Origin of the sequence: Pseudomonas fluorescens (assembly GCF_001307275.1) — a bacterium.
GTDB lineage: Bacteria > Pseudomonadota > Gammaproteobacteria > Pseudomonadales > Pseudomonadaceae > Aquipseudomonas > Aquipseudomonas fluorescens_AA.
Map to the genome: position 1 here is coordinate 3,812,103 of NZ_CP012831.1, position 20,681 is coordinate 3,832,783.

General features: G+C 60.8%; 21 protein-coding genes. 11 read left to right on the forward strand and 10 right to left on the reverse strand.

The genetic code is table 11. From position 1 onward, the window contains the following. Positions 1-55: 55 nt before the first annotated feature. Positions 56-931: a helix-turn-helix domain-containing protein gene (locus AO356_RS16935; protein ID WP_060740723.1), complete on the reverse strand. Its 876-nt coding sequence runs from the start codon at positions 929-931 to the stop codon at positions 56-58. Positions 932-1,070: 139 nt separating this feature from the next. On the opposite strand from AO356_RS16935, the gene AO356_RS16940 reads away from it, so the two are divergent. Continuing rightward, a complete protein-coding gene (locus AO356_RS16940) occupies positions 1,071-1,973 on the forward strand; it encodes a DMT family transporter (protein ID WP_060740724.1) in 903 nt (300 codons plus the stop codon). 180 nt (positions 1,974-2,153) lie between these two features. Here the strand turns inward: AO356_RS16940 and AO356_RS16945 are convergent, their stop codons facing one another. The 5 genes from AO356_RS16945 to norR all read right to left on the reverse strand — a co-directional run bounded on the left by AO356_RS16945 (position 2,154) and on the right by norR (position 7,358). Then, positions 2,154-3,125 carry a 2-hydroxyacid dehydrogenase gene (locus AO356_RS16945; RefSeq protein WP_060740725.1) on the reverse strand — a complete coding sequence of 324 codons (972 nt, stop codon included), beginning with the start codon at positions 3,123-3,125 and terminating at the stop codon, positions 2,154-2,156. Positions 3,126-3,326: 201 nt separating this feature from the next. Beyond that, positions 3,327-4,076, reverse strand: a complete 750-nt coding sequence (locus tag AO356_RS16950) for a YkgJ family cysteine cluster protein (protein WP_060740726.1) — start codon at positions 4,074-4,076, stop codon at positions 3,327-3,329. A 79-nt stretch (positions 4,077-4,155) separates the two neighbouring features. Continuing rightward, positions 4,156-4,485, reverse strand: a complete 330-nt coding sequence (locus AO356_RS16955; protein WP_060740727.1) for a hypothetical protein — start codon at positions 4,483-4,485, stop codon at positions 4,156-4,158. A gap of 133 nt (positions 4,486-4,618) precedes the next feature. Then, on the reverse strand, positions 4,619-5,521 hold the full coding sequence (locus tag AO356_RS16960) for a chemotaxis protein CheV (protein WP_030139917.1): 903 nt from the start codon (positions 5,519-5,521) through the stop codon (positions 4,619-4,621). 280 nt (positions 5,522-5,801) lie between these two features. Beyond that, positions 5,802-7,358: a nitric oxide reductase transcriptional regulator NorR gene (gene norR / locus AO356_RS16965; RefSeq protein ID WP_060740728.1), complete on the reverse strand. Its 1,557-nt coding sequence runs from the start codon at positions 7,356-7,358 to the stop codon at positions 5,802-5,804. 153 nt (positions 7,359-7,511) lie between these two features. Between norR and hmpA the strand changes: the two genes are divergently transcribed. The 9 genes from hmpA to AO356_RS17010 all read left to right on the forward strand — a co-directional run bounded on the left by hmpA (position 7,512) and on the right by AO356_RS17010 (position 16,054). Then, entirely contained in the window at positions 7,512-8,693 is a 1,182-nt protein-coding gene (gene hmpA, locus AO356_RS16970; protein ID WP_060740729.1) for an NO-inducible flavohemoprotein, read from the forward strand. A gap of 585 nt (positions 8,694-9,278) precedes the next feature. After that, the gene (locus AO356_RS16975; protein WP_060740730.1) at positions 9,279-9,788 is read left to right on the forward strand and encodes a disulfide bond formation protein B; all 510 of its coding nucleotides are present in this window, start codon (positions 9,279-9,281) and stop codon (positions 9,786-9,788) included. Between the two features lie 93 nt (positions 9,789-9,881). Continuing rightward, a complete protein-coding gene (locus AO356_RS32590; protein WP_146042604.1) occupies positions 9,882-10,229 on the forward strand; it encodes a hypothetical protein in 348 nt (115 codons plus the stop codon). A gap of 333 nt (positions 10,230-10,562) precedes the next feature. Beyond that, a complete protein-coding gene (cyoA, locus tag AO356_RS16980) occupies positions 10,563-11,510 on the forward strand; it encodes a ubiquinol oxidase subunit II (protein ID WP_060740731.1) in 948 nt (315 codons plus the stop codon). Positions 11,511-11,513: 3 nt separating this feature from the next. Beyond that, entirely contained in the window at positions 11,514-13,544 is a 2,031-nt protein-coding gene (gene cyoB / locus AO356_RS16985) for a cytochrome o ubiquinol oxidase subunit I (protein WP_060740732.1), read from the forward strand. A 3-nt stretch (positions 13,545-13,547) separates the two neighbouring features. Further along, positions 13,548-14,174: a cytochrome o ubiquinol oxidase subunit III gene (locus AO356_RS16990; RefSeq protein WP_060740733.1), complete on the forward strand. Its 627-nt coding sequence runs from the start codon at positions 13,548-13,550 to the stop codon at positions 14,172-14,174. After that, the gene (gene cyoD / locus AO356_RS16995; protein WP_014340102.1) at positions 14,175-14,510 is read left to right on the forward strand and encodes a cytochrome o ubiquinol oxidase subunit IV; all 336 of its coding nucleotides are present in this window, start codon (positions 14,175-14,177) and stop codon (positions 14,508-14,510) included. An 11-nt stretch (positions 14,511-14,521) separates the two neighbouring features. Further along, the gene (gene cyoE, locus AO356_RS17000) at positions 14,522-15,409 is read left to right on the forward strand and encodes a heme o synthase (RefSeq protein WP_003178131.1); all 888 of its coding nucleotides are present in this window, start codon (positions 14,522-14,524) and stop codon (positions 15,407-15,409) included. Positions 15,410-15,739: 330 nt separating this feature from the next. Then, positions 15,740-16,054, forward strand: a complete 315-nt coding sequence (locus AO356_RS17010; RefSeq protein WP_060740734.1) for a helix-turn-helix domain-containing protein — start codon at positions 15,740-15,742, stop codon at positions 16,052-16,054. A 193-nt stretch (positions 16,055-16,247) separates the two neighbouring features. Here the strand turns inward: AO356_RS17010 and AO356_RS17015 are convergent, their stop codons facing one another. The 4 genes from AO356_RS17015 to AO356_RS17025 all read right to left on the reverse strand — a co-directional run bounded on the left by AO356_RS17015 (position 16,248) and on the right by AO356_RS17025 (position 19,354). Further along, on the reverse strand, positions 16,248-16,949 hold the full coding sequence (locus tag AO356_RS17015; protein WP_060740735.1) for a hypothetical protein: 702 nt from the start codon (positions 16,947-16,949) through the stop codon (positions 16,248-16,250). Positions 16,950-17,040: 91 nt separating this feature from the next. Beyond that, the gene (locus tag AO356_RS32730) at positions 17,041-17,184 is read right to left on the reverse strand and encodes a DUF72 domain-containing protein (protein ID WP_146042603.1); all 144 of its coding nucleotides are present in this window, start codon (positions 17,182-17,184) and stop codon (positions 17,041-17,043) included. Continuing rightward, a complete protein-coding gene (locus AO356_RS17020) occupies positions 17,181-18,194 on the reverse strand; it encodes a sensor domain-containing diguanylate cyclase (protein ID WP_060740736.1) in 1,014 nt (337 codons plus the stop codon). Before AO356_RS17020 ends, AO356_RS32730 begins: the two co-directional genes overlap by 4 nt. Before the next feature lie 242 nt (positions 18,195-18,436). Further along, complete coding sequence (locus AO356_RS17025; RefSeq protein WP_060740737.1) at positions 18,437-19,354, reverse strand: LysR family transcriptional regulator; 918 nt, start codon at positions 19,352-19,354, stop codon at positions 18,437-18,439. Between the two features lie 98 nt (positions 19,355-19,452). Between AO356_RS17025 and AO356_RS17030 the strand changes: the two genes are divergently transcribed. Then, entirely contained in the window at positions 19,453-20,628 is a 1,176-nt protein-coding gene (locus AO356_RS17030; RefSeq protein ID WP_060740738.1) for an aspartate aminotransferase family protein, read from the forward strand. Positions 20,629-20,681: the final 53 nt, after the last annotated feature.

Genomic DNA, 20,681 nt, shown 5'->3' on the forward strand with positions numbered 1-20,681 from the left:
TACGGCAATCGGGATCAGTGCCGGGTTGTTTCATTTGGCTGGAGCGCGGTGGCGCCTAGCGCAAGAATGCCTGTCGATATTCCCCGGGGCTCGCCCCCAAGGTCTGGCGAAAACGGTTGGTGAAGTGGCTGGCGCTGGCGAATCCGCAGGCCAGTGCCACCTCGCCCAACGGTTGTGAGGTGGTGCGCAGCAAGTGTTGCGCGCAAGCCAGGCGCCGGGCCAGTACATACTGATGGGGCGGCAGCCCGAAGCTTTCGCGGAACATCCGCGCGAAGTGGTATTCGGATAACGCGCACAACGTCGCCAATTGCCCGAGGCTGATGGGGTCGGCCAGGTGGCTGTCGACGTAATCCACCAGCAACCGCCGCTGGTGAGCCGCCAGGCCGCCCTTGAGGCGAAGCCCCTGGCGTTGGCCGACCTGGCTGAGCAGCAGGTGGTTGAGCAGGTCATGGGCCAGGCTGGTGGTCAACAGGCGTTCCCCGGGCTCGTCCCAGTTCAGCGCGATCAACTGGCGAAAGCGATGCGCCTGCTGCGGGTCGTCGAGGAATGTCTCCTCGTGCAATTGCACCTGCCGCGGTTCGCGGTCCAGTAGCGTGATGCACCCAAGGGCGAATTGTTCAGCGCTGAAATACAGATGGGCGAGGCGAATGTCGCCGTTGATGACCCAGGCCGATTCATGGCCGGCGGGCAGTACGCAGAGTTTGCCCGGCGCCCCTGTGGTATCGGGTCGTTCGCGGCGAAACGTACCGGTGCCACCGGCGATGTAGCAGGACAACGTATGGTGGGTCGGCGCCTCGTAGTCCTGGGCATCGTGATGGTTGCTCCACAAAGCGGCCGCCATGCCGTCTCCGAGCTCGGCGCTGTGCTCCAGGCGAGCATTGGGCGAGCTGTTGAGGGCTTGGAAGACTTGCAGGCTTTGCAATGTGGGCATGATCGGTTCTCTCCAACGCCTTGCATCCTACTCCCTCGCCCCGCTCCTGCCAGCCCGCCAGCCGACAAAACCGCAAGTTTATGCAAGTGCCGCAGCTGCGGCGGCGTGACACTGAAGGTCATTGTCAGGAGCCGTCACCATGAACCTCTCGTTGTACCTGCTTACCGTGCTCATCTGGGGCACGACCTGGATCGCCCTGAAACTGCAGTTGGGCGTGGTCGCCATCCCCGTGTCGATTGTCTATCGCTTCGGTCTCGCGGCGCTGATCCTGTTTGCCATGCTCCTGCTCAGCCGCCGCTTGCAGGTGATGAACCGGCGCGGCCATTTGATTTGCGTTGCCCAGGGCCTGTGCCTGTTCTGCATCAACTTCATGTGCTTCCTGACTGCCAGCCAGTGGATCCCCAGTGGTTTGGTCGCCGTGGTGTTTTCCACGGCCACCCTCTGGAACGCCCTCAATGCCCGGGTTTTCTTCGGTCAGCGGATTGCCCGTAACGTGCTGTTGGGAGGCGCCCTGGGGCTTTCGGGGCTGGCCTTGTTGTTCTGGCCGGAACTGGCCGGCCACAGCGCAAGCCCGCAAACGATGCTCGGATTGGCACTGGCGCTGCTGGGGACGTTGTGTTTCTCGGCGGGCAACATGCTCTCGAGCCTGCAACAGAAAGCCGGCCTCAAGCCATTGACCACCAATGCCTGGGGCATGGCTTATGGCGCAGCGATGTTGGCGGTGTGGTGTGGGTTCAAAGGCATTCCGTTCAACATGGAATGGAACACGCGCTACATCGGTTCGTTGTTGTACCTGGTCATCCCGGGGTCGGTGATCGGCTTTACCGCCTACCTGACACTGGTCGGGCGCATGGGGCCGGAACGGGCAGCGTATTGCACCGTGCTGTTCCCGGTGGTGGCGTTGAATGTCTCGGCGTTTGTCGAGGGCTACCAGTGGACAGTGCCGGCATTGGTGGGGTTGGTGCTGGTGATGCTGGGGAACGTGCTGGTGTTCCGCAAGCCACGGCCGGTGGCGACGAATGTCGCCTTGGGCGCACGCTGACATATAACGTCCAGAGATAAACCTGTGGCGAGGGAGCTTGCTCCCGCTGGGTTGCGAAGCGACCCCAAGGTCTATCTGTCACCGCAATGCGTCAGATAAACCGCAGGGGGCTGCTGCGCAGCCCAGCGGGAGCAAGCTCCCTCGCCACGGTGTGTTCCCCCGGGGGCTTTTGCGGAGGATTTATTTCCAGACTTGCGGGTTGACCAGGTTCTGCGGTCGCTCACCCAACAAGGCACTGCGCAAGTTATCCACAGCCAGATTGGCCATGGCCTCACGGGTTTCGTGAGTCGCCGAGCCAATGTGGGGCAGGGTCACGGCGTTTTTCAGCTGGAACAGCGGCGATTCGGCCAATGGCTCTTTCTCGTAGACATCCAGCCCGGCACCGCGGATGCGGTTGTTCTGCAACGCTTCGATCAGCGCGGGTTCGTCTACCACAGGGCCACGGGAAATGTTGACCAGAATGGCACTCGGCTTCATCAGGCCCAGTTCACGCTGGCCGATCAGATGGCGGGTTTTCTCGCTCAACGGCACCACGAGGCAAACGAAATCGGCTTCGGCCAGCAATTGGTCCAGTTCGCGAAATTGTGCGCCCAACTGGTTTTCCAGCTCGGTCTTGCGACTGTTGCCGCTGTAGATAATCGGCATGTTGAACCCCAGCCGGCCACGCCGGGCAATGGCTGCGCCGATGTTGCCCATGCCGACGATGCCCAGGGTCTTGCCATGTACGTCGCTGCCGAACAACTGCGGGCCGACCGTCGCTTGCCATTGCCCGGCCTTGGTCCAGGCGTCCAGTTCGGCCACGCGCCGGGCGCTGCTCATCAGCAGGGCGAAGGCCAGGTCGGCGGTGCTTTCGGTGAGCACGTCGGGGGTGTTGGTGAGCATGATCCCACGTTCATTGAAGTAGGCCAGGTCATAGTTGTCGTAGCCCACCGACACGCTGGAGACCACTTGCAGGTTCGTGGCGCTCTGCAGTTGCTCGCGGCCGAGCTTGCGACCGACACCGATCAGCCCGTGGACGTGAGGCAAGGCTTCGTTGAACTGCGCGTTGATGTCGCCGTGCGACGGGTTGGGGACGATCACTTCGAAGTCCTGGCGCAGGCGTTCGATCATCGGGGGCGTGATACGGCTGAAGGCAAGTACGGTTTTTTTCATCGTGCAAGGCTCATCTGCAGGGAATACCAAGCACGCTAACATTCCTGGCGCGGGTTAGGCGAGAGGGGAGGGTGTAATCGCAGCGCCGCCAGTCTTCTGTGGGAGCGAGCTTGCTCGCGATAGCGGTCTGTCAGTCCATTGCGAGGGACTGGGCTGGCGCCATCGCGAGCAAGCTCGCTCCCACAGGGGATCTTTACAAACTCAGGCGGCTCGCAGGGAAATGAAGGCGTAGGTGACCGGTGCTTCAGTGACCACCCGCGCGCCGCTGGCCGAGACCTGGTTGGCCACGTCCTCGCCGGACAGGTGGAACTGCCATTCGCCAGCCGCCTGGTCCAACGGCTGCGAGCGGGCTTGATCGATAGCGGCGGCAAACGCAGCCATGTTCGGCAGGTAGGCCGTGAATCCGTCGCCCTTCAACGCCGTCGTGTGGATGCCCAGCGACATGCAGATGCGTTCCTTGAGCGCGATTTCCTCACGATCGGCCTGGCGTGAACGCTCGATCAAGCGGGCCAGTTCCTGGTCCACCAATTCACCGCCCAGTATCAACTGCGGCCCCGTTTCCCACGACTCCGGTGGGCAATCCTTGGCGGCGGGATTGAGCGGGATGTGTGGATTGATTTCCATGGGATAAATACGGCATACCAAGGGTCTGCGCTCATAGATGCGGCACAGGTTTTCGTCGTCCAGATTATGGCAACGACCCACGTTATAAGCGGCGAACGTGATCGCCACCAGCGCGTCGCTCGTGCCGCTACGGACCACTGCCGAGCGTCGTTCGGCATGTTCACGTTGCGCCACCGGAAGGCCGAGGCCATTGGGCAGGAAGGCCTCGACCAGAACAATCACCTGGCCGCCGTCATTGGCCCACATCCTGGCTTCGTCGAGGGTCAGGGGAACGTGATGGCCGGTACAGCATTTACCGCACCCTACACAGGAAAACGTGGTGTTCATTGATCGACCGAAGGCAATAGGCTGAAAGCAGCGCCGGAAAAACGCCGCGATAAGCCCTGCGAAGCAAGTTATGCGCCATTCATCGAGGGGCATCGGTCGAGCGGATCGAGTCCCATTCGGTGACGAAGGCGGTCCTGGTTTTCTTGCGGTAGAGGCACAACTCGGTGCCGGTTGCGCCTTTCATGTGTTTCTGTGGGTATTGGCCTTGCAGCAACACAGCGGTGTAGCCCACCCGATCGTCGAATTGCGCGGCGGTGCCGACGGGTTCGGGGTCTTTAAGGCCGCTGGCCTTCAGGCAACTGGCGAGCACTTTTTTGTCGTAGGCGGCCCAGGCGTCGGGGCTGGAAGCCTGAGCCTGAAAGGCCATGGCGGCAGTGAGGCCGAGGAGCATCAGCGCAGGGGTTTTCATCAACAATGTCCTTGTTCAGGGGAACCAGGACAGGAGTATGCCTGAGGTCGGAGCTGCCTGAAGTTGGAGCAGTGTTCAGAGGCCGCGAGGATCGCAGCCTCCTGGCGTTTGCCTGCCTTGTCGCGGGTGAGTGTCAGCGCCCTTGTTCGGCGACGGCCTTGGCCGCGGTGATCAGGCACTTGGTCAATTCCGGCGAGGAGAACTTGGTGAGCACCCCGTTTGCGCCGGCCAGTCGGGCTTTCTCACTGTTCATGGCGCTGTCGAGCGACGTGTGCAGCAACACGTAGAGGTGAGCGAAGTCCGGTGTTTCGCGCAGGGTCCGGGTGAGGGCGTAGCCGTCCATTTCCGACATTTCGATATCGGAAACGATCAGGTTGATCTCCTGCGCAGTGCCCTGCAGTTCCAGCAGGCAGTCGATGGCCTCCTTGGCGCTGCGGGCGGTGTGGCATTGCAGGCCCAGGTTGCGCAGGGTATGCACCGATTGCTGCAACGCCACCTGGCTGTCATCGACCACCAGGATCCGGGCGTTGCCCAGGACCTCGGCGTCTTCCATGCTCAGTTCGGTCGGCGCGGTTTCGATCTGCGCCGGTGCGATGCCGTGGATCACCTTTTCGATGTCCAGCACTTGCACCAGCGTGCCGTCCACCGAGGTCACGCCGGTGATGAACGCACGTACGCCGCCGGAGCCGTAGGGCGGCGGTTTGATGTCGGTGGTCAGGCAATGCACGATCTTGCTCACCGCCTGCACATGCAGGCCCTGTTTGGAGCGGCTCACGTCGGTGACGATCAGGCAACCGCCGTCCGGATCTTCCAGCGGCCGTTCGCCAATGGCGCGGCTCAGGTCGATCACCGACAACGACGTCCCGCGCAGGGTGGCGATGCCTTTGACGTGCGGATGGGACTCCGGCAGTTTGGTCAACGGTGGGCAGGGAATGATTTCACTGACCTTGAGCAGGTTGATCGCCATCAGCTTGCCGCTGCGCAAGGTAAACAGCAGAAGCGAAAGTGAATCTGCGCGGGCTTTGTTGGAAGACATAAAAACCTTCTGTGGAAAAAGGTGGGGCGAGCCTGAAGATCGCCAAAACAGCTTTTGATATTGGGTTATCGACTTGTCGGGGGCAGGCTTTAGGACGAAAGCGGTCGACAACAGGGATCGTTGTAACAAGATCCCTGTGGTGGGGCGTTTTTGTGGCGAGGGAGCTTGCTCCCGCTCGAGCGCGCAGCGGTCGCCCGATCAACATCGCGCCGCAGCCGATAGGGAGTGCTTCGCACTCCAGCGGGAGCAAGCTCCCTCGCCACGGGAAGCGCACGGTCGATCACTTGAGCCCCAACCGCCGGGCCATCCGCCCCAGGTTCGCCCGATCCAGCCCCAGCTCCCGGGCGGCGCTGGCCCAGTTGTGCTGGTGCCGCTCCAGGCTGGCGGCGATCAGATTGCGTTGGAATTCGTCCACCGCTTCGCGCATGTCTCCCGTCACGCCCAATAGGGTCGGTGCCGGGCCGGTGGACGATGGGGCAGGGTTATCCACAGGGGCTTGGGGCAAACCCAGGTCCTGGGCGCTGAGGCTGAGGATCTTCGGGCGTGTCGGGCAGCGGCCCAAGGCCTTCAGGGCACTGCGGCCAATCAGGTGTTCCAGTTCGCGTACGTTGCCCGGCCAGTCGTAGGCCACCAGTGCGGCCTGGGCGTCGTTGGTCAGGCGCAGGCTGCCCAGGCCCATGCGTGAACGATTCTGTTCCAGGAAGAAGCCGCTGAGCAGCAATACGTCCCGTCCGCGCTCACGCAGCGCCGGTACCTGCAATGGATACACGCTCAAGCGATGGTAGAAATCGGCCCGATAACGGCCGTTGCGCACTTCTTCGGCGAGGTCGCGATTGGTGGCCGCGATCAGGCGCACATCGACCCGGTGCTCCTTGTCCGAACCCAGGCGCTGCAGTTGGCCGCTTTGCAACACCCGCAGCAACTTGGCCTGGACAGTCAGGGACAACTCACCCACCTCATCGAGGAACAGGGTGCCGCCGTCGGCCAGTTCGAATTTGCCGCGCCGGTCGTTCGTCGCCCCGGTGAAGGCGCCCCGTACGTGGCCGAAGAGTTCACTTTCCACCAGCGTATCCGGCAGGGCGGCGCAGTTGAGGCTGATGAGCGGCTGCCCGGCGCGTTTCGACGCGGCATGGATGGCCTGGGCGACCAGCTCCTTGCCCACACCGGTTTCGCCCGTGATCAATACGGTCAGGTCGCTGCCGCCCACCAGCGTGATCTCTTCCACCAGGCGCTTGTGGGCCTTGCTCTGGCCGACCATGTCGCGATGTTGCTGGCCGCTGGCCTGGCGATAGACCTCGGCGCGACGGTGCTCATCCTCGGCCTTCAAGGCCAGGCGCTCGATGCGTTCGGCGGCGCTGACCGTGGCGGCGGCGAGGCTGGCGAAGGCTTGCAAAGCGCTCAGGTCGATGGGTTCGAAGCGTTCCGGGTCCAGCGAATCCAGGGTTAGCAGGCCCCAGGGCCGCTCGTCGACAAACAGCGGACACCCCATGCAGTCATGGACTTCCAAGTGCTCGGCCAGCCCGTCGACCAACCCGTCGTACGGATCGGGCAGGCCGCTGTCGGCGGCGAAGCGGGTGGGCTGCGGGTTCGCCAGCAGCGCTTCGAAGCGTGGGTGTTCGCTGACCCGGAATCGCCGGCCCAGTGTATCGGTGCTCAAACCGTCCACCGCCAGGGGCACGAGGCAGTCCCCGTCCAGGCGTAGCAGCGCGGCTGCGTCACAGGGCAGCAGCGCGCGCAGGGCGCCCAGCAAGCGGCGATAGCGCTCGCCTTCAGGCAGTTCGCGGGACAGGTCTGCTACCAGGGGCAGTAAGGCTGTGAGTAGAGAGGTTGCAGTCATAAGGACTCCATGTAGTCCAAAAGACTCTAAATCGTTCCGTGTCTTTATGACTACTTTTTATTTAACTGATTGAAAAATAAATAAATAAATTATGGCACGGAAACTGATAGTAGAGCCGTAGTTGTTATTCAAGTCCTTGCATGGAGTCACCTTATGCTCAGCCAAGAAGAACGCGCCATCATTCGTTCCACTGTTCCCTTGTTGGAAAGCGGTGGTGAAGCGCTCATTACTCACTTCTATCGCATGATGCTGTCCGAATACCCGCAAGTGCGCCCCCTGTTCAACCAGGCTCACCAGGCCAGTGGCGATCAACCCCGTGCGCTGGCCAACGGCGTGTTGATGTATGCGCGGCACATTGACCAGCTCGACCAGCTGGGCGACCTGGTGGCGAAAATCGTCAACAAGCACGTTGCCTTGCAGATCCTGCCGGAACATTACCCGATTGTCGGTGCGTGCCTGCTGCGAGCCATTGCCGAGGTGTTGGGCGCAGAGATCGCCACGCCCGAGGTGATCGCGGCGTGGGGCGCTGCCTACAACCAGTTGGCCGATATCCTGATCGGTGCCGAAGCCGGCATGTACGACAAGAAGGCCGAGGCGCCGGGCGGCTGGCGTGGCGAGCGTGAGTTCATCCTGGCGGCCAAGGTCCAGGAAAGCTCGGAGATCACCTCGTTCTACTTCGAACCGGCGGACAAGGGCCCGATCCTGGTGGCCGAGCCGGGCCAGTACATCGGCATGAAGCTCATCCTCGATGGCGAGGAAGTGCGCCGTAACTATTCGCTGTCGGCCCTGGCGGACAATGGTCGGTATCGGATCAGCGTCAAGCGCGAGCCGGGCGGGCGGGTGTCGAACCACCTGCATCATCATTTCGAAGTCGGCAACCGTATCCAGTTGTTCCCGCCGTCCGGGGATTTCTACCTGACCGCCAGTGACAAGCCGCTGGTGCTGATCAGCGGCGGCGTTGGCATCACACCCACCCTGGCCATGCTGCAGGCGGCACTGCAAACCGAGCGGCCGGTGCATTTCATTCACTGTGCACGCAACGGCCGCGCCCATGCCTTTCGCGACTGGATCGACGACTTGGCCAGGCGGCATCCGCAACTCAAGCGCTTCTACTGCTACGACGAAGACGATGGCTTGAGCCCGGCGGCGGATAAGGTGGGGCTGCTGAGCCAGGAGCAATTGGCGCAATGGCTGCCGGAGCAGCGTGACCTGGACGCCTATTTCCTTGGGCCGAAGGGTTTCATGGGCGCCGTCAAGCGCCACCTCAAGGCCCTGGGCGTGCCGGACCGGCAGAGCCGCTACGAATTCTTCGGTCCGGCGGCGGCGCTGGAGTAAGGTCGCGGCGAACCGGGAGACCGGGTTGCCTTCATCGCGAGCAGGCTCGCTCCCACAAGGGATTAGTGCTGGACACAATTCCTGTGGACACCGCAAAAAACTGTGGGAGCGAGCTTGCTCGCGATGGCATTGTCACATTCAACAGCAATGCAAGCTGACCCACCGCTATCGCGAGCAAGCTCGCTCCCACAAGGGATTAGCGGCGGACACGACGCCTGTGAGCACCGCAAAAAACTGTGGGAGCGAGCTTGCTCGCGATGGCATTGTCACATTCAACAGCAATGCAAGCTGACCCACCGCTATCGCGAGCAAGCTCGCTCCCACAAGGGATTAGCGGCGGACACGGCGCCTGTGAGCACCGCAAAAAACTGTGGGAGCGAGCCTGCTCGCGATAGCGGCAGCAGCCCCATCCCTGTCCAACTGCCAGAATTAATCCCCGCTTAACCTTCTTGCGGTCTATTCCCTCCAATGTCGACGCTCGCTGCTCGTTCACTGTCATGGTCAGCGTGTAGACTTCGGTACATCCGATCGCGCGCCGGGTGTCGCGAGGCTGCGCGTCGATCCATGCAGACAAAGGGAAACGCAATGAGTGAGGAAATGATGCGGCTAGGCCGTGAGCGGCGCTATCTGGTGCTGCTGGGGCTGATCTGCCTGGCGCTGATCGGCGGTGCGCTGTACATGCAGGTGGCCCTCGGCGAGGCACCGTGCCCGCTGTGTATCTTGCAACGCTATGCGCTGTTGCTGATCGCGATCTTTGCCTTCATCGGCGCCGCCATGCGCACCCGCCGCAGCCTGACGATCTTCGAAGGCCTGGTGGTGCTCTGTGCCCTGGCCGGTGCCGGTGTGGCAGGGCATCACGTGTACACCCAGTTCTTCCCCGCGGTCAGTTGCGGCATCGACGTATTGCAACCGATTGTCGATGACCTGCCGCTGGCGAAGATCTTCCCGCTGGGTTTCCAGGTCGATGGCTTTTGCTCCACGCCCTACCCACCGATCCTGGGCCTGTCCCTGGCGCAATGGGCGCTGGTGGCCTTCGTGTTGACGGTGGTGCTGGTGCCGTTGCTGGTGTCGCGTAACCGCAAACCGCTTCGCTGAAACGCCTCGATGAAACGCCCCGGTTCTCTCCTGGAGAGCCGGGGCGTTTTACGTTTCACGCTCAAGACGGAGCGTCCTTGATCCGAGGCAAGAATGACCTGCGGCAATGTGCGACACGTTGTCACATATCTTGCGGCGCTCAGCCTTTGCGAGAGAGATAACGCACGCTTTCCTGTAACAAAAAAATGTCTGGTTTCGCAACTGGCGTATCGCCTGCAGCAGGCATTTTTAACAGCGACGCGTCAGGCGCCGAAGGCCCCGAAAACTGGGCGCTTGTCGGGCAAAAAACCTCTTGATGATCCTCTCGAGCTGTCTAAATCGGGCGTAGTAGACCTACGTTTTTTGGGGTTCTTGTTGAGAATGAATTTCGATAACATGCTGGCCCGTTGCAATATCGGCAAGAGATTGTTGCCGGATCGGATAAAAATTATTTCGGGATGAGACATGGTCTACAGCGCGTCACCTCACTACAATCGCCCGCACCGATTTTCCGACCCGGCTCAGGCTTGAGCATGAGAGTGGTCGAAGGGCGCCAGCGCCCCATGCGACCCCAGGTGTCGGTGCCTCCAACTACCCGCACCAAATGGAATTGGGCTTGAACTAGGCCTTTTGACCAACGAATAAGAACTCACTGCTGGCCCGGGATGTGTCGAACAGCCGCTGACGTTCGATGGGCAGCCCTTATTCAATCCAAGAAATGCCAACCCTTGGCAGGGTGAAGTGTTGGCGATCAAAACCCAACTGCATTGCGCAAGCTGCTTTAGAGGTCGTGAGATGAGTAAAAACAGGTACCCCCGATTACTAGGCTTGTTGCCGCTGCTTGGCACGTTGCTGCTGGGAGGCTGCAACATGACCTTGCTCGATCCCAAGGGCCAGGTCGGCCTGGATGAACGAAACCTGATCATCACCGCCACACTGCTGATGTTGCTGGTCGTCGTGCCGGTCATCGTCATGACCTTCCTGTTCGCCTGGAAGTACCGCGCAACCAACACCAAGGCCACGTACACGCCGAAATGGTCGCATTCGACCAAGATCGAAGTGGCGGTGTGGACGATTCCAGTGCTGATCATCATTGCCCTGGGTTACATCACCTACAAGTCGACCCACGCCCTGGACCCGTATCGTCCACTGGATTCGGACGTCAAGCCGATCACCATTGAAGTGGTTTCGATGGACTGGAAATGGCTGTTCATCTATCCGGAACAAGGCATCGCCACCGTCAACAAGATCGTGTTCCCGGCCCACACGCCGATCAACTTCAAGGTCACCTCCGACACCGTGATGAACTCGTTCTTCATCCCGGGCCTGGGCGGCCAGATCTACGCGATGGCGGGCATGCAGACCAAGCTGCACCTGATCGCCAACCAGAACGCCGAACTCGACGGTATCTCCGCCAACTACAGTGGCGCGGGTTTCACCGGCATGAAGTTCAAAGCAATCGCCACGACCCAGGAAGATTTCGACGCCTGGGTCAACGATGTGAAGAAGGCACCTAAACAGCTTGAAAAAGCTGAATACGAAGCCCTTTCCAAACCGAGCCAGAACAACCCAGTCGAACTCTACTCGTCGGTTACGCCGAACCTGTTCCAGACCATCATCGACAAGTATGAAGGGATGAATCCGGGCAAGCCGATGCACCACGAGAAGAACGAGAAGGAAGTGGCTCACAACATGGAAGGGATGGACATGAGCTCGCATTCAGCTGCCGGGGCAGAGGAGTAAACGATGTTTGGTAAATTAAGTTGGGAAGCGATCCCGTTCCACGAGCCGATTGTCATGGTGACCCTCGCCATCATCGCGCTCGGTGGTCTGGCATTGTTTGCAGGCATCACTTATTTCAAGAAGTGGACCTACCTGTGGACCGAATGGCTGACCTCGGTCGACCACAAGAAAATCGGCGTGATGTACATCATCGTCGCCATGGTCATGCTGCTGCGCGGCTTTGCCGACGCCATCATGATGCGTACCCAACTGGCCATGGCCACCGAGGGTTCGCCCGGCTACCTGCCGCCTGAACACTATGACCAGATCTTCACCGCCCACGGTGTGATCATGATCATCTTCATGGCGATGCCGTTCTTCACTGGCCTGATGAACCTTGCAGTGCCGCTGCAGATCGGTGCCCGTGACGTTGCCTTCCCGTTCCTGAACTCCCTGAGCTTCTGGCTGCTGGTGTCCGGCGTGGTGCTGATCAACCTGTCCCTGGGCGTTGGCGAATTCGCCAAGACCGGCTGGGTGGCCTATCCGCCGCTGTCGGGCTTGCAATACAGTCCGGGCGTGGGGATGGATTACTACATCTGGGCGCTACAGCTATCCGGGTTGGGGACAACGCTGACGGGGGTCAACTTCCTGGCCACCGTGCTGAAGATGCGTACCCCGGGCATGAAGCTGATGGACATGCCGATCTTCACCTGGACCTGCACCTGGGCCAACGTCCTGATCGTCGCTTCCTTCCCGATCCTGACCGCTACCCTGGCTTTGCTGACGCTTGACCGCTACATGGATTTCCACATTTTCACCAATGAGCTGGGTGGAAATCCGATGATGTACGTGAACCTGTTCTGGGCCTGGGGTCACCCCGAGGTGTACATCCTGATCCTGCCGGCGTTCGGGATTTTCTCCGAAGTCATCTCGACCTTCTCTGGCAAGAAACTGTTCGGCCACCACTCGATGATCTACGCTTCCGGCGCGATCTCGGTACTGGGCTTCATGGTCTGGCTGCACCACTTCTTCACCATGGGTTCGGGTGCCAGCGTCAACGCCTTCTTCGGCCTGGCGACGATGCTGATTTCGATCCCGACGGGGGTGAAGCTGTTCAACTGGCTGTTCACCATCTACCAGGGCCGCCTGCGTTTCACCAGCCACGTGATGTGGACCCTGGGCTTCATGGTGACCTTCGCCATCGGCGGCATGACCGGCGTACTGCTGGCCATCCCGGGTGCTGACTTCGTGTTGCACAACAGCCTGTTCGTGATCGCGCACTTCCACAACGTGATCATCGGCGGCGCAGTGTTCGGCTACATCGCCGGCTTTGCCTTCTACTTCCCGAAAGCGTTCGGCTTCAAGCTGCACGAAGGCTGGGGCAAGGCAGCGTTCTGGTTCTGGATCACCGGCTTCTTCGTCGCGTTCATGCCGCTCTATGTACTGGGCTTCATGGGCATGACCCGTCGCCTGAACACCACCACCAACCCTGAGTGGGTGCCGTACCTGTACGTCGCCATGTTCGGTGCGGTGATGATCGCTGTCGGTATCGCCTGCCAGTTGATCCAGTTGTATGTCAGCGTGCGCGACCGCAACAAGCCAGAGAACATGTGCGAACACGGCGACCCGTGGAATGCCCATACCCTGGAATGGTCGACCTCTTCGCCACCGCCGTTCTACAACTTTGCCGTGCTGCCAAAAGCAGACGTCATCGACCCGTTCACCGAAGCCAAGGAAGCCGGCACCGCGTACCAGGCTCCGACCAAGTACGAGCCGATCCACATGCCTAACAACACCGCCACCGGTGTGGTCATGGGCGCGCTGTTGACCGTGTTCGGTTTCGCGATGATCTGGCACATCTGGTGGCTGGCCATCGCCAGCCTGGTCGGCACCGTGGTGTATTTCGTGATCCATGCCGCCCGTGACGATCAGGGCTACATGGTGCCGGTGGATGTCATCGAACGCATCGAAGCCGAGCAGCACAAGCGCCTGGTAGCGGCCGGGAAAGTCCCCGCCACCGCCACCCGTGTTGAAACCTCGTTGGAACAGGCTTAAACCATGTCGAACTTAGTGACCAATGTTGGACACGCCCATGGTCATGACCATGGGCACGATGACCATCACCACGACTCGGGCGAGATGACCGTATTCGGTTTCTGGCTCTACCTGATGACCGACTGCATTCTGTTTGCGTCGATTTTCGCGGCGTACGCGGTGCTGGTTAACAACGTCGCCGGTGGCCCGTCGGGCCACGACATCTTCGAACTGCCGTACGTGCTGGGCGAAACCGCGCTGCTGCTGTTCAGCTCGATCACCTACGGCTTCGCCATGCTGGCGTTGTTCAAGGGCAAGAAAAACCAGGTCCTGGGCTGGCTGGCCATGACCTTCCTGTTCGGTGCCGGCTTCATCGGCATGGAGATCAATGAGTTCCACGTATTGATCTCCGAAGGCTACGGTCCTAGCCGCAGTGGCTTCCTGTCCGGGTTCTTCACCCTGGTCGGCACCCACGGCCTGCACGTGACCAGCGGCCTGATCTGGATGGCGATCATGATGTATCAGGTCCAGAAAAACGGCCTGACTGCCACCAACAAGACGCGCCTGAGCTGCCTGAGCCTGTTCTGGCACTTCCTGGACGTGGTGTGGATCTGCGTATTCACCGTTGTTTATCTGATGGGGACCCTGTAAATGGCTAACGCACATTCCCATGATGGCCATGACGCCGGCCACGGCAGCGTCAAGTCCTACGCCATCGGTTTCATCCTGTCGGTGATCCTGACCGTCATCCCGTTCGGCCTGGTGATGTACCCGTCGCTGCCCAAGAGCCTGACCCTGTGGATCATCCTGATCTTCGCCGTGGTCCAGGTATTGGTGCACCTGGTGTACTTCCTGCACCTGGACCGCTCCGCCGCCCAACGTAACAACGTGGTCGCGTTTGTCTTTGCCGCGATCGTGATTGTCCTGCTGGTTGGCCTGTCGTTGTGGATCATGTTCAGCATCCACACCAACATGATGGCGCACTGAGGAAAGTCCGGATGTCCCTGAAGCACTTTATCCAAATCACCAAGCCGGGGATCATTTTCGGTAACGTGCTTTCTGTGGCAGGCGGGTTTTTCCTGGCCTCGAAAGGGCATGTCGATCTGGCCATCTTTCTGGCGGCGATGATCGGCACTTCCCTGGTGGTGGCGTCCGGTTGCGTGTTCAATAACTGCATCGACCGCGACATCGACATCAAGATGGAACGCACCAAGAATCGGGCGCTGGTCCAAGGCCTGATTCCGGTGCAACTGGCCCTGGCATTCGCCACGGTGCTGGGTGTGGCCGGGGTGGCGCTGCTGTACTGGGTCGCCAACCCGTTGGCGGCGCTGTTCGCGGTGATCGGTTTTGTCATCTACGTCGGCCTCTACAGCCTGTACCTCAAGCGCAAGTCGGTCCACGGCACGCTGGTGGGCAGCCTGTCGGGGGCGATGCCGCCGGTGATCGGCTACGTGGCGGTGAGCAACAGCTTCGACATGGCGGCGCTGACGCTGCTGGTGATGTTCAGCCTGTGGCAGATGCCGCATTCCTACGCCATCGCGATCTTCCGCTTCAACGACTACCTGGCGGCCTCGATTCCGGTGCTGCCGGTCAAGCGCGGCATCCGCGTGGCCAAGAAGCACATCCTGCTCTACATCCTGGCCTTCCTGGTGGCGACCTTGATGCTGACCTTCAGCGGCTACGCCGGCATGAGCTACCTCGCCGTCGCCGCCGCCATGGGCATGTACTGGCTGTACATGGCCTGGACCGGCTACAAGGCGGTGGATGACACGGTCTGGGCACGCAAGCTGTTCGTGTTCTCGATCTTCACCATCACTGCCCTGAGCGTCATGATGTCCCTGGACTTCAAAGTGCCGAGTGAGCTGTTGCTGACGTACGCGCCTTAAGCTTCAGATGCTGCAAAAAAAGCCCCGCCTTCGAGAGAAGCGCGGGGCTTTTTCATGGACGTTGCCCTGGCTGCCGATGTTCCTGTGGGAGCGAGCTTGCTCGCGATAGCGGTGGTTCAGCCTGCATGAGTGTTGAATATGACGGCCTCATCGCGAGCAAGCTCGCTCCCACAAGGGTTGCGGAGTATCTGTTATTGCCTTATGAATGCTGGTCGGTTTTGGATGTTCGCTATCTCTGATAAGCAAGGACGAGTTGGAAAACCTGACCTCCGAGCAAGAGAAGATGCTCAAGCGCGCCATAGAAGCTGAGTTGAAAGTGCGAGGTACCTTATGAAAAAACGTGATCTGTTTGCCGAGATGATACAAGGCGTCGAGGAGATGGCCGCTCACCGGGAGGGCAAGATCACCCTTCGTCAGCTGTCGATCGAGGATAAACCGGTTCCCGAGGTGTCGGCTCGGGAAATCGTGGCGTTGCGCGACAAGCTCCATATGTCTCAGGCCGTTTTCGCCAAGAGCATCAGGACCAGTCCTGGCACCCTTAGGAACTGGGAGCAGGAGAAGTCCAAACCCAACGCCCAGGCGGCTCTTCTGATCAGGTTGGTCGAGAAGTTTCCAGACATGGTCGAGCGGCTCGGCGCTGTTTGAGGAACTCATATCTCTCCCATGAAAAAGCCCCGCCTTCGAGAGAAGCGCGGGGCTTTTTCATGGGGGTTGCGGGCTGTCGATGTTCCTATGGGAGCGAGCTTGCTCGCGATAGCGGTGGTTCAGCCTGCATGAGTGCTGAATGTGCCGGCTTCATCGCGAGCAAGCTCGCTCCCACAGTGGCCTCGGGTGAGGCTTATTGCTGGGCGATGCTGTAGCCGTCGAAGGCTTTCTGCTGTTGCAACGCAGTGACGATGCCTTTGCGGGTGGCCGGTTGTTCGGTGCCGTCGTTGTCCAGGAAGGTTTCGCTTTCCAACTCGGCTTCGTCGCCTTCGCCTACGAAGTTGAAGCCCAGGAACTCGAAGGCTTCGCGGTCGACGTTCGGCTTGGAGCGTGGTGTGCGCAGGGGCAGGGTGACGCTGATGCCGTCCTTGCTGATGACAAACACTTCGGCTTCCTTCTTGCGCGAGGCCTTGCCCTTGCTGCCGCTTGGGTTGCTGATGGCCTGATGGGTCTGGTTCAGTACTTTCAGGGCCAGGCCGTAGACCAGTTCCTGGAACGATGGGTCGTCCTTGTAGCTGGAGAGGATGCGGCTGATCGGGAAGCGGCTGCTCAGGTCTTCCAGGGCCGCGAAGTCAGCGGCTTCGGCGTCCTTGAGCTGTTTGAGCTGGCCCATCAGTTCGTAGGCCTTGTCGTCGTCGAAGGCATCGTGGGCCTGACGGATGGCGTTGCGCAGTTCGCGGATCTGGTCGCTTTCGCGGTTCGACTGGAACGCATCGAGGACCATTTCGCTGATGGTTTTGGCCTGGGGCAGATGCTGTGAAAGATTGATGGAGTTTTCGTATTCCGCTTTGGACGACAGGGTGACTACGGATTCAGCGGTGTTGGAATCGGACATTGAAATTTCACTACTTCTGTTAGCGGGATGAGGCGAGAAAGGCATTGAGCTTTTTTCCGGTCGCCTAATCTATTGGACCCGAGCGGTGTTGTCACGGTCGGACCGGCAGCAACTGACCATTTGTTGCCGGTGACGGCTTTGCGTCTTGCATCAGGCCCATCAAGCGCAACGCGTCGGCGGTCGCGGCGCCACTGGCGGTGTTGTCGAAGATGCACCAGGTCGGGGTACCGTTCATTCGCAAATCACATTCTTGCCCGCCATCTTGGAGCGATACAGTGCCTGGTCTGCCCGGTGCAGCAACGCCGAGTGCTGTTCATCCTCCAAGCGCTGCACTACGCCAAAACTCATGGTGATCTGGAAGTCGCCCACCGGCAGCAGGTCGGACAGGCCACGACGAATGCTTTCCGCCAGCAGGCGGGCGTCGGCCAGGGTGGTGTTGGGCAAGATCATGATGAATTCGTCGCCGCCCCAGCGCACCAGCAGGTCACTGCCGCGCTCGCAGCGCTTGACGCTCTGTACCACTTGCACCAGCGCTGCGTCACCGAAGGCGTGGCCGTAGCGATCGTTGATGTCCTTGAAGTCATCGACGTCCATGGCGATCAGCGACAACGGCTCGCGGAAACGCTGTGCGCGCTCACAGGCCAGCGGCAGTGCCTGGTCCAGGCGATAACGGTTGGCGACCCGCGTCAGGGCATCGGTTTCGGCAAGCCTGCGGTTTTCGTCGAGTTGGAGCTGCAACTGATGGTTGACCCGGGACAGTTCGCGGGTGCGTTCTTCAATGATGGCTTCCAAGGATTTGTTACGCCGTTCCAATTGTTCGAACAGGCGCTTCTTGTCGTCGATACTGCGATGGGCGCCGATCATGCGGGCCACCGTGCCGTCCGGATTGCGGGCGATCACGTAGCCGCGATCCTCGATCCAGATGTAGGACCCGTCGCACGTGCGGCAACGGTACTCGGCTTGGTAGCGGTGGGATCGTTGTTCCAGGTAGTCGTCGAACAACGCCATGACCCGTGGGTAATCCTCCGGGTGGATCACGCTTTCCCAGGTCAGCACGGTGTTGTCCAGTGAATGAGGCAGGTAGCCAAGCATCGTGTACCAGCCGGGGTTGCGGTAGACGAAGCCGGTGTTGGCATTCCAGTCCCAGATGCCATCGCTGACCAGTTCCAGGATGGTGTGCAGTACGCCTTCGTCCAGATCGGACAGGTCGAACCGCAGCATGTCGATGTTCGAGGCATCTCCCATCGTCGTTTCCTCATCACCCTTGATATCAAAATGCTCGTCCAAGGAGGAAGAGTAGCTGATGGGGGTGTGGGGAACTAGCGGCGGATGTTCAGACGGGTTTGCTTTTGTGGCGAGGGGATTTATCCCCGCTGGATCGCGTAGCGGCCCCCCAAAAGTCATCAAACCCGGCCCACCTGCGATGTGCACCGACAGTCTTGGGGTTGCTGCGCAACCCAGCGGGGATAAATCCCCTCGCCACAGCATCATTGGGCTGGGGCTTGGGGTTTACCCCATTTCTCCAACGCGAACTCGACAAAACTGCGCAGTTTCGGCAAGCGGTAGCGATCCTGCGCGTACATCAGGCTCATCGGCCGATGGGGCAATTGGTAGCCCTGCAGCAACGCCACCAAGTGCCCCTCCTTCAGGTCCTGGGCCACCAGGGCATCGGGCAGCATCACCACGCCCATCCCGGCCAGGGCGGCGCGATGCAGGCCCGAGGAACTGTTGATCAGCATCGGTCCGTTCACCGGGACTTTGATCTCGCCGTCCGGCCCGTTGATGGGCCAGTGATCCTGGGCGAAGCGCCATTCGTCTGCTGCCGAATAGGCAAACGACAGGCAGTCGTGTCGTTGCAGGTCCGCCGGTTGTTCCGGCGTGCCGCGCCGGGCCAGGTAAGCGGGGGAGGCGCAGATGGTCAGGGTGTAGTCCAGCAACGGACGGGCAATCAGCTTCGGGTCGGGATGGCCGAGGCGGATGGCGACGTCGAAGCCATGGTCGAGCAGGTCCAGGCGCTGGTTGGTCAGCACCACGTCGAGCTTGACCTGGGCGAAGCGCTGGCTGAATTCGGCCAGCGCCGGTGAAAGGCGTTCGGTACCGAAGGTCAGTGGTGCGGTGATGCGCAGGGTGCCGGTGGGCTCGCCTTGGGTCTGTTCGGCCAGGCGTTCGGAGTCGGCCACCAGCCCCAGTACTTCCAGACAGCGCTGGTAGTAGGCCGAGCCGAATTCGGTCAGGCGCTGGCGCCGCGTCGTACGGTTGATCAGGCGCACGCCGAGGCGTTGCTCCAGGGCACGAAGATGATTGCCCACCATGGTGGTGGACATTTCGCACGCCTGGGCCGCCGCCGTCAGGCTCCCGGTTTCTACCACCTTCACGTAAACGGTCATCGCCTGGAACAGGTCCATTATCAAGCTCAGCTTATAAATGATTGAAGTAAAGCAGCGTTTATCCAGCCTTGGTGGCTAACCATACTGGAAAAAACCACCCGATGGAGCTTGATGCCATGACCGCTGCCTGCCTGATGACCACTTACCAACCCCTGGCGCTGAATTTCACCCATGGTTTGGGGACGCGCCTGTGGGATCAGGACGGTCGCGAATACCTCGATGCGGTGGCGGGCGTGGCGGTGACCAATGTCGGCCATTCCCACCCGCGGCTGGTGGCCGCCATCAGCGAGCAGGCCGGCCTGCTGTTACACACCTCCAACCTGTACAGCATCGATTGGCAGCAACGCCTGGCGCAAAAGCTCACCCAGCTGTCGGGGATGGAGCGGGCGTTTTTCAATAACTCAGGCGCCGAGGCCAACGAAACCGCGCTGAAGCTGGCGCGCCTCTACGGCTGGCACAAGGGTATCGAGCAGCCCTTGGTGGTGGTCATGGACAACGCATTCCATGGACGCACCTTGGGCACCATGTCCGCCAGTGACGGTCCGTCCGTGCGGCTGGGTTACAACCGGTTGCCGGGGGATTTCATCAAGGTGCCGTTCGGCGATCTCGCGGCGCTGGAACAGATTCAACAGGCTCACGCCGAACGCATCGTCGCGGTGCTGGTGGAGCCGATCCAGGGTGAGAGCGGTGTGCAACTCGCCCCACCAGGGTACCTCAAGGCCTTGCGGCAGTTATGCAGTCGGCGCGCCTGGCTGTTGATGCTCGACGAGATCCAGACCGGCATCGGGCGCACCGGCCAATGGTTCGCGTTCCAGCACGAGGGCATCGTGCCGGATGTCATGACCCTGGCCAAAGGCCTGGGCAACGGTGTGCCTATCGGTGCCTGCCTGGCACGGGGCAAGGCTGCCGAGCTGTTTACCCCTGGCAGCCATGGCAGTACGTTCGGCGGCAATCCGCTGGCCTGTCGGGTCGGTTGCACAGTGTTGGACATCATCGAGGAGCAAGCGCTGGTGGGTAACGCCAGGCACCAGGGCGAGCAATTGCTGAGCCGGCTGCGGACCGAGCTGGCGGAAAACCCGAATGTCTTGGCGATTCGCGGCCAGGGCTTGATGATCGGCATCGAACTCAAGCAACCGGTCCGCGACCTGACCCTTCGCGCCGCCCGGGACCACGGCCTGCTGATCAATGTCACCCGGGGCCAGACCATCCGTCTGCTGCCGCCACTGACGATCGATGGGCGGGAAGTGGAGATGATTGTCAGGGGCGTGAGCCGCTGCCTGGCGCAAGGCTGAGGCAACCCGCCCAGACGACGGTTTTTTCTGAAGCAGCCGGGCGAAGCGCAACG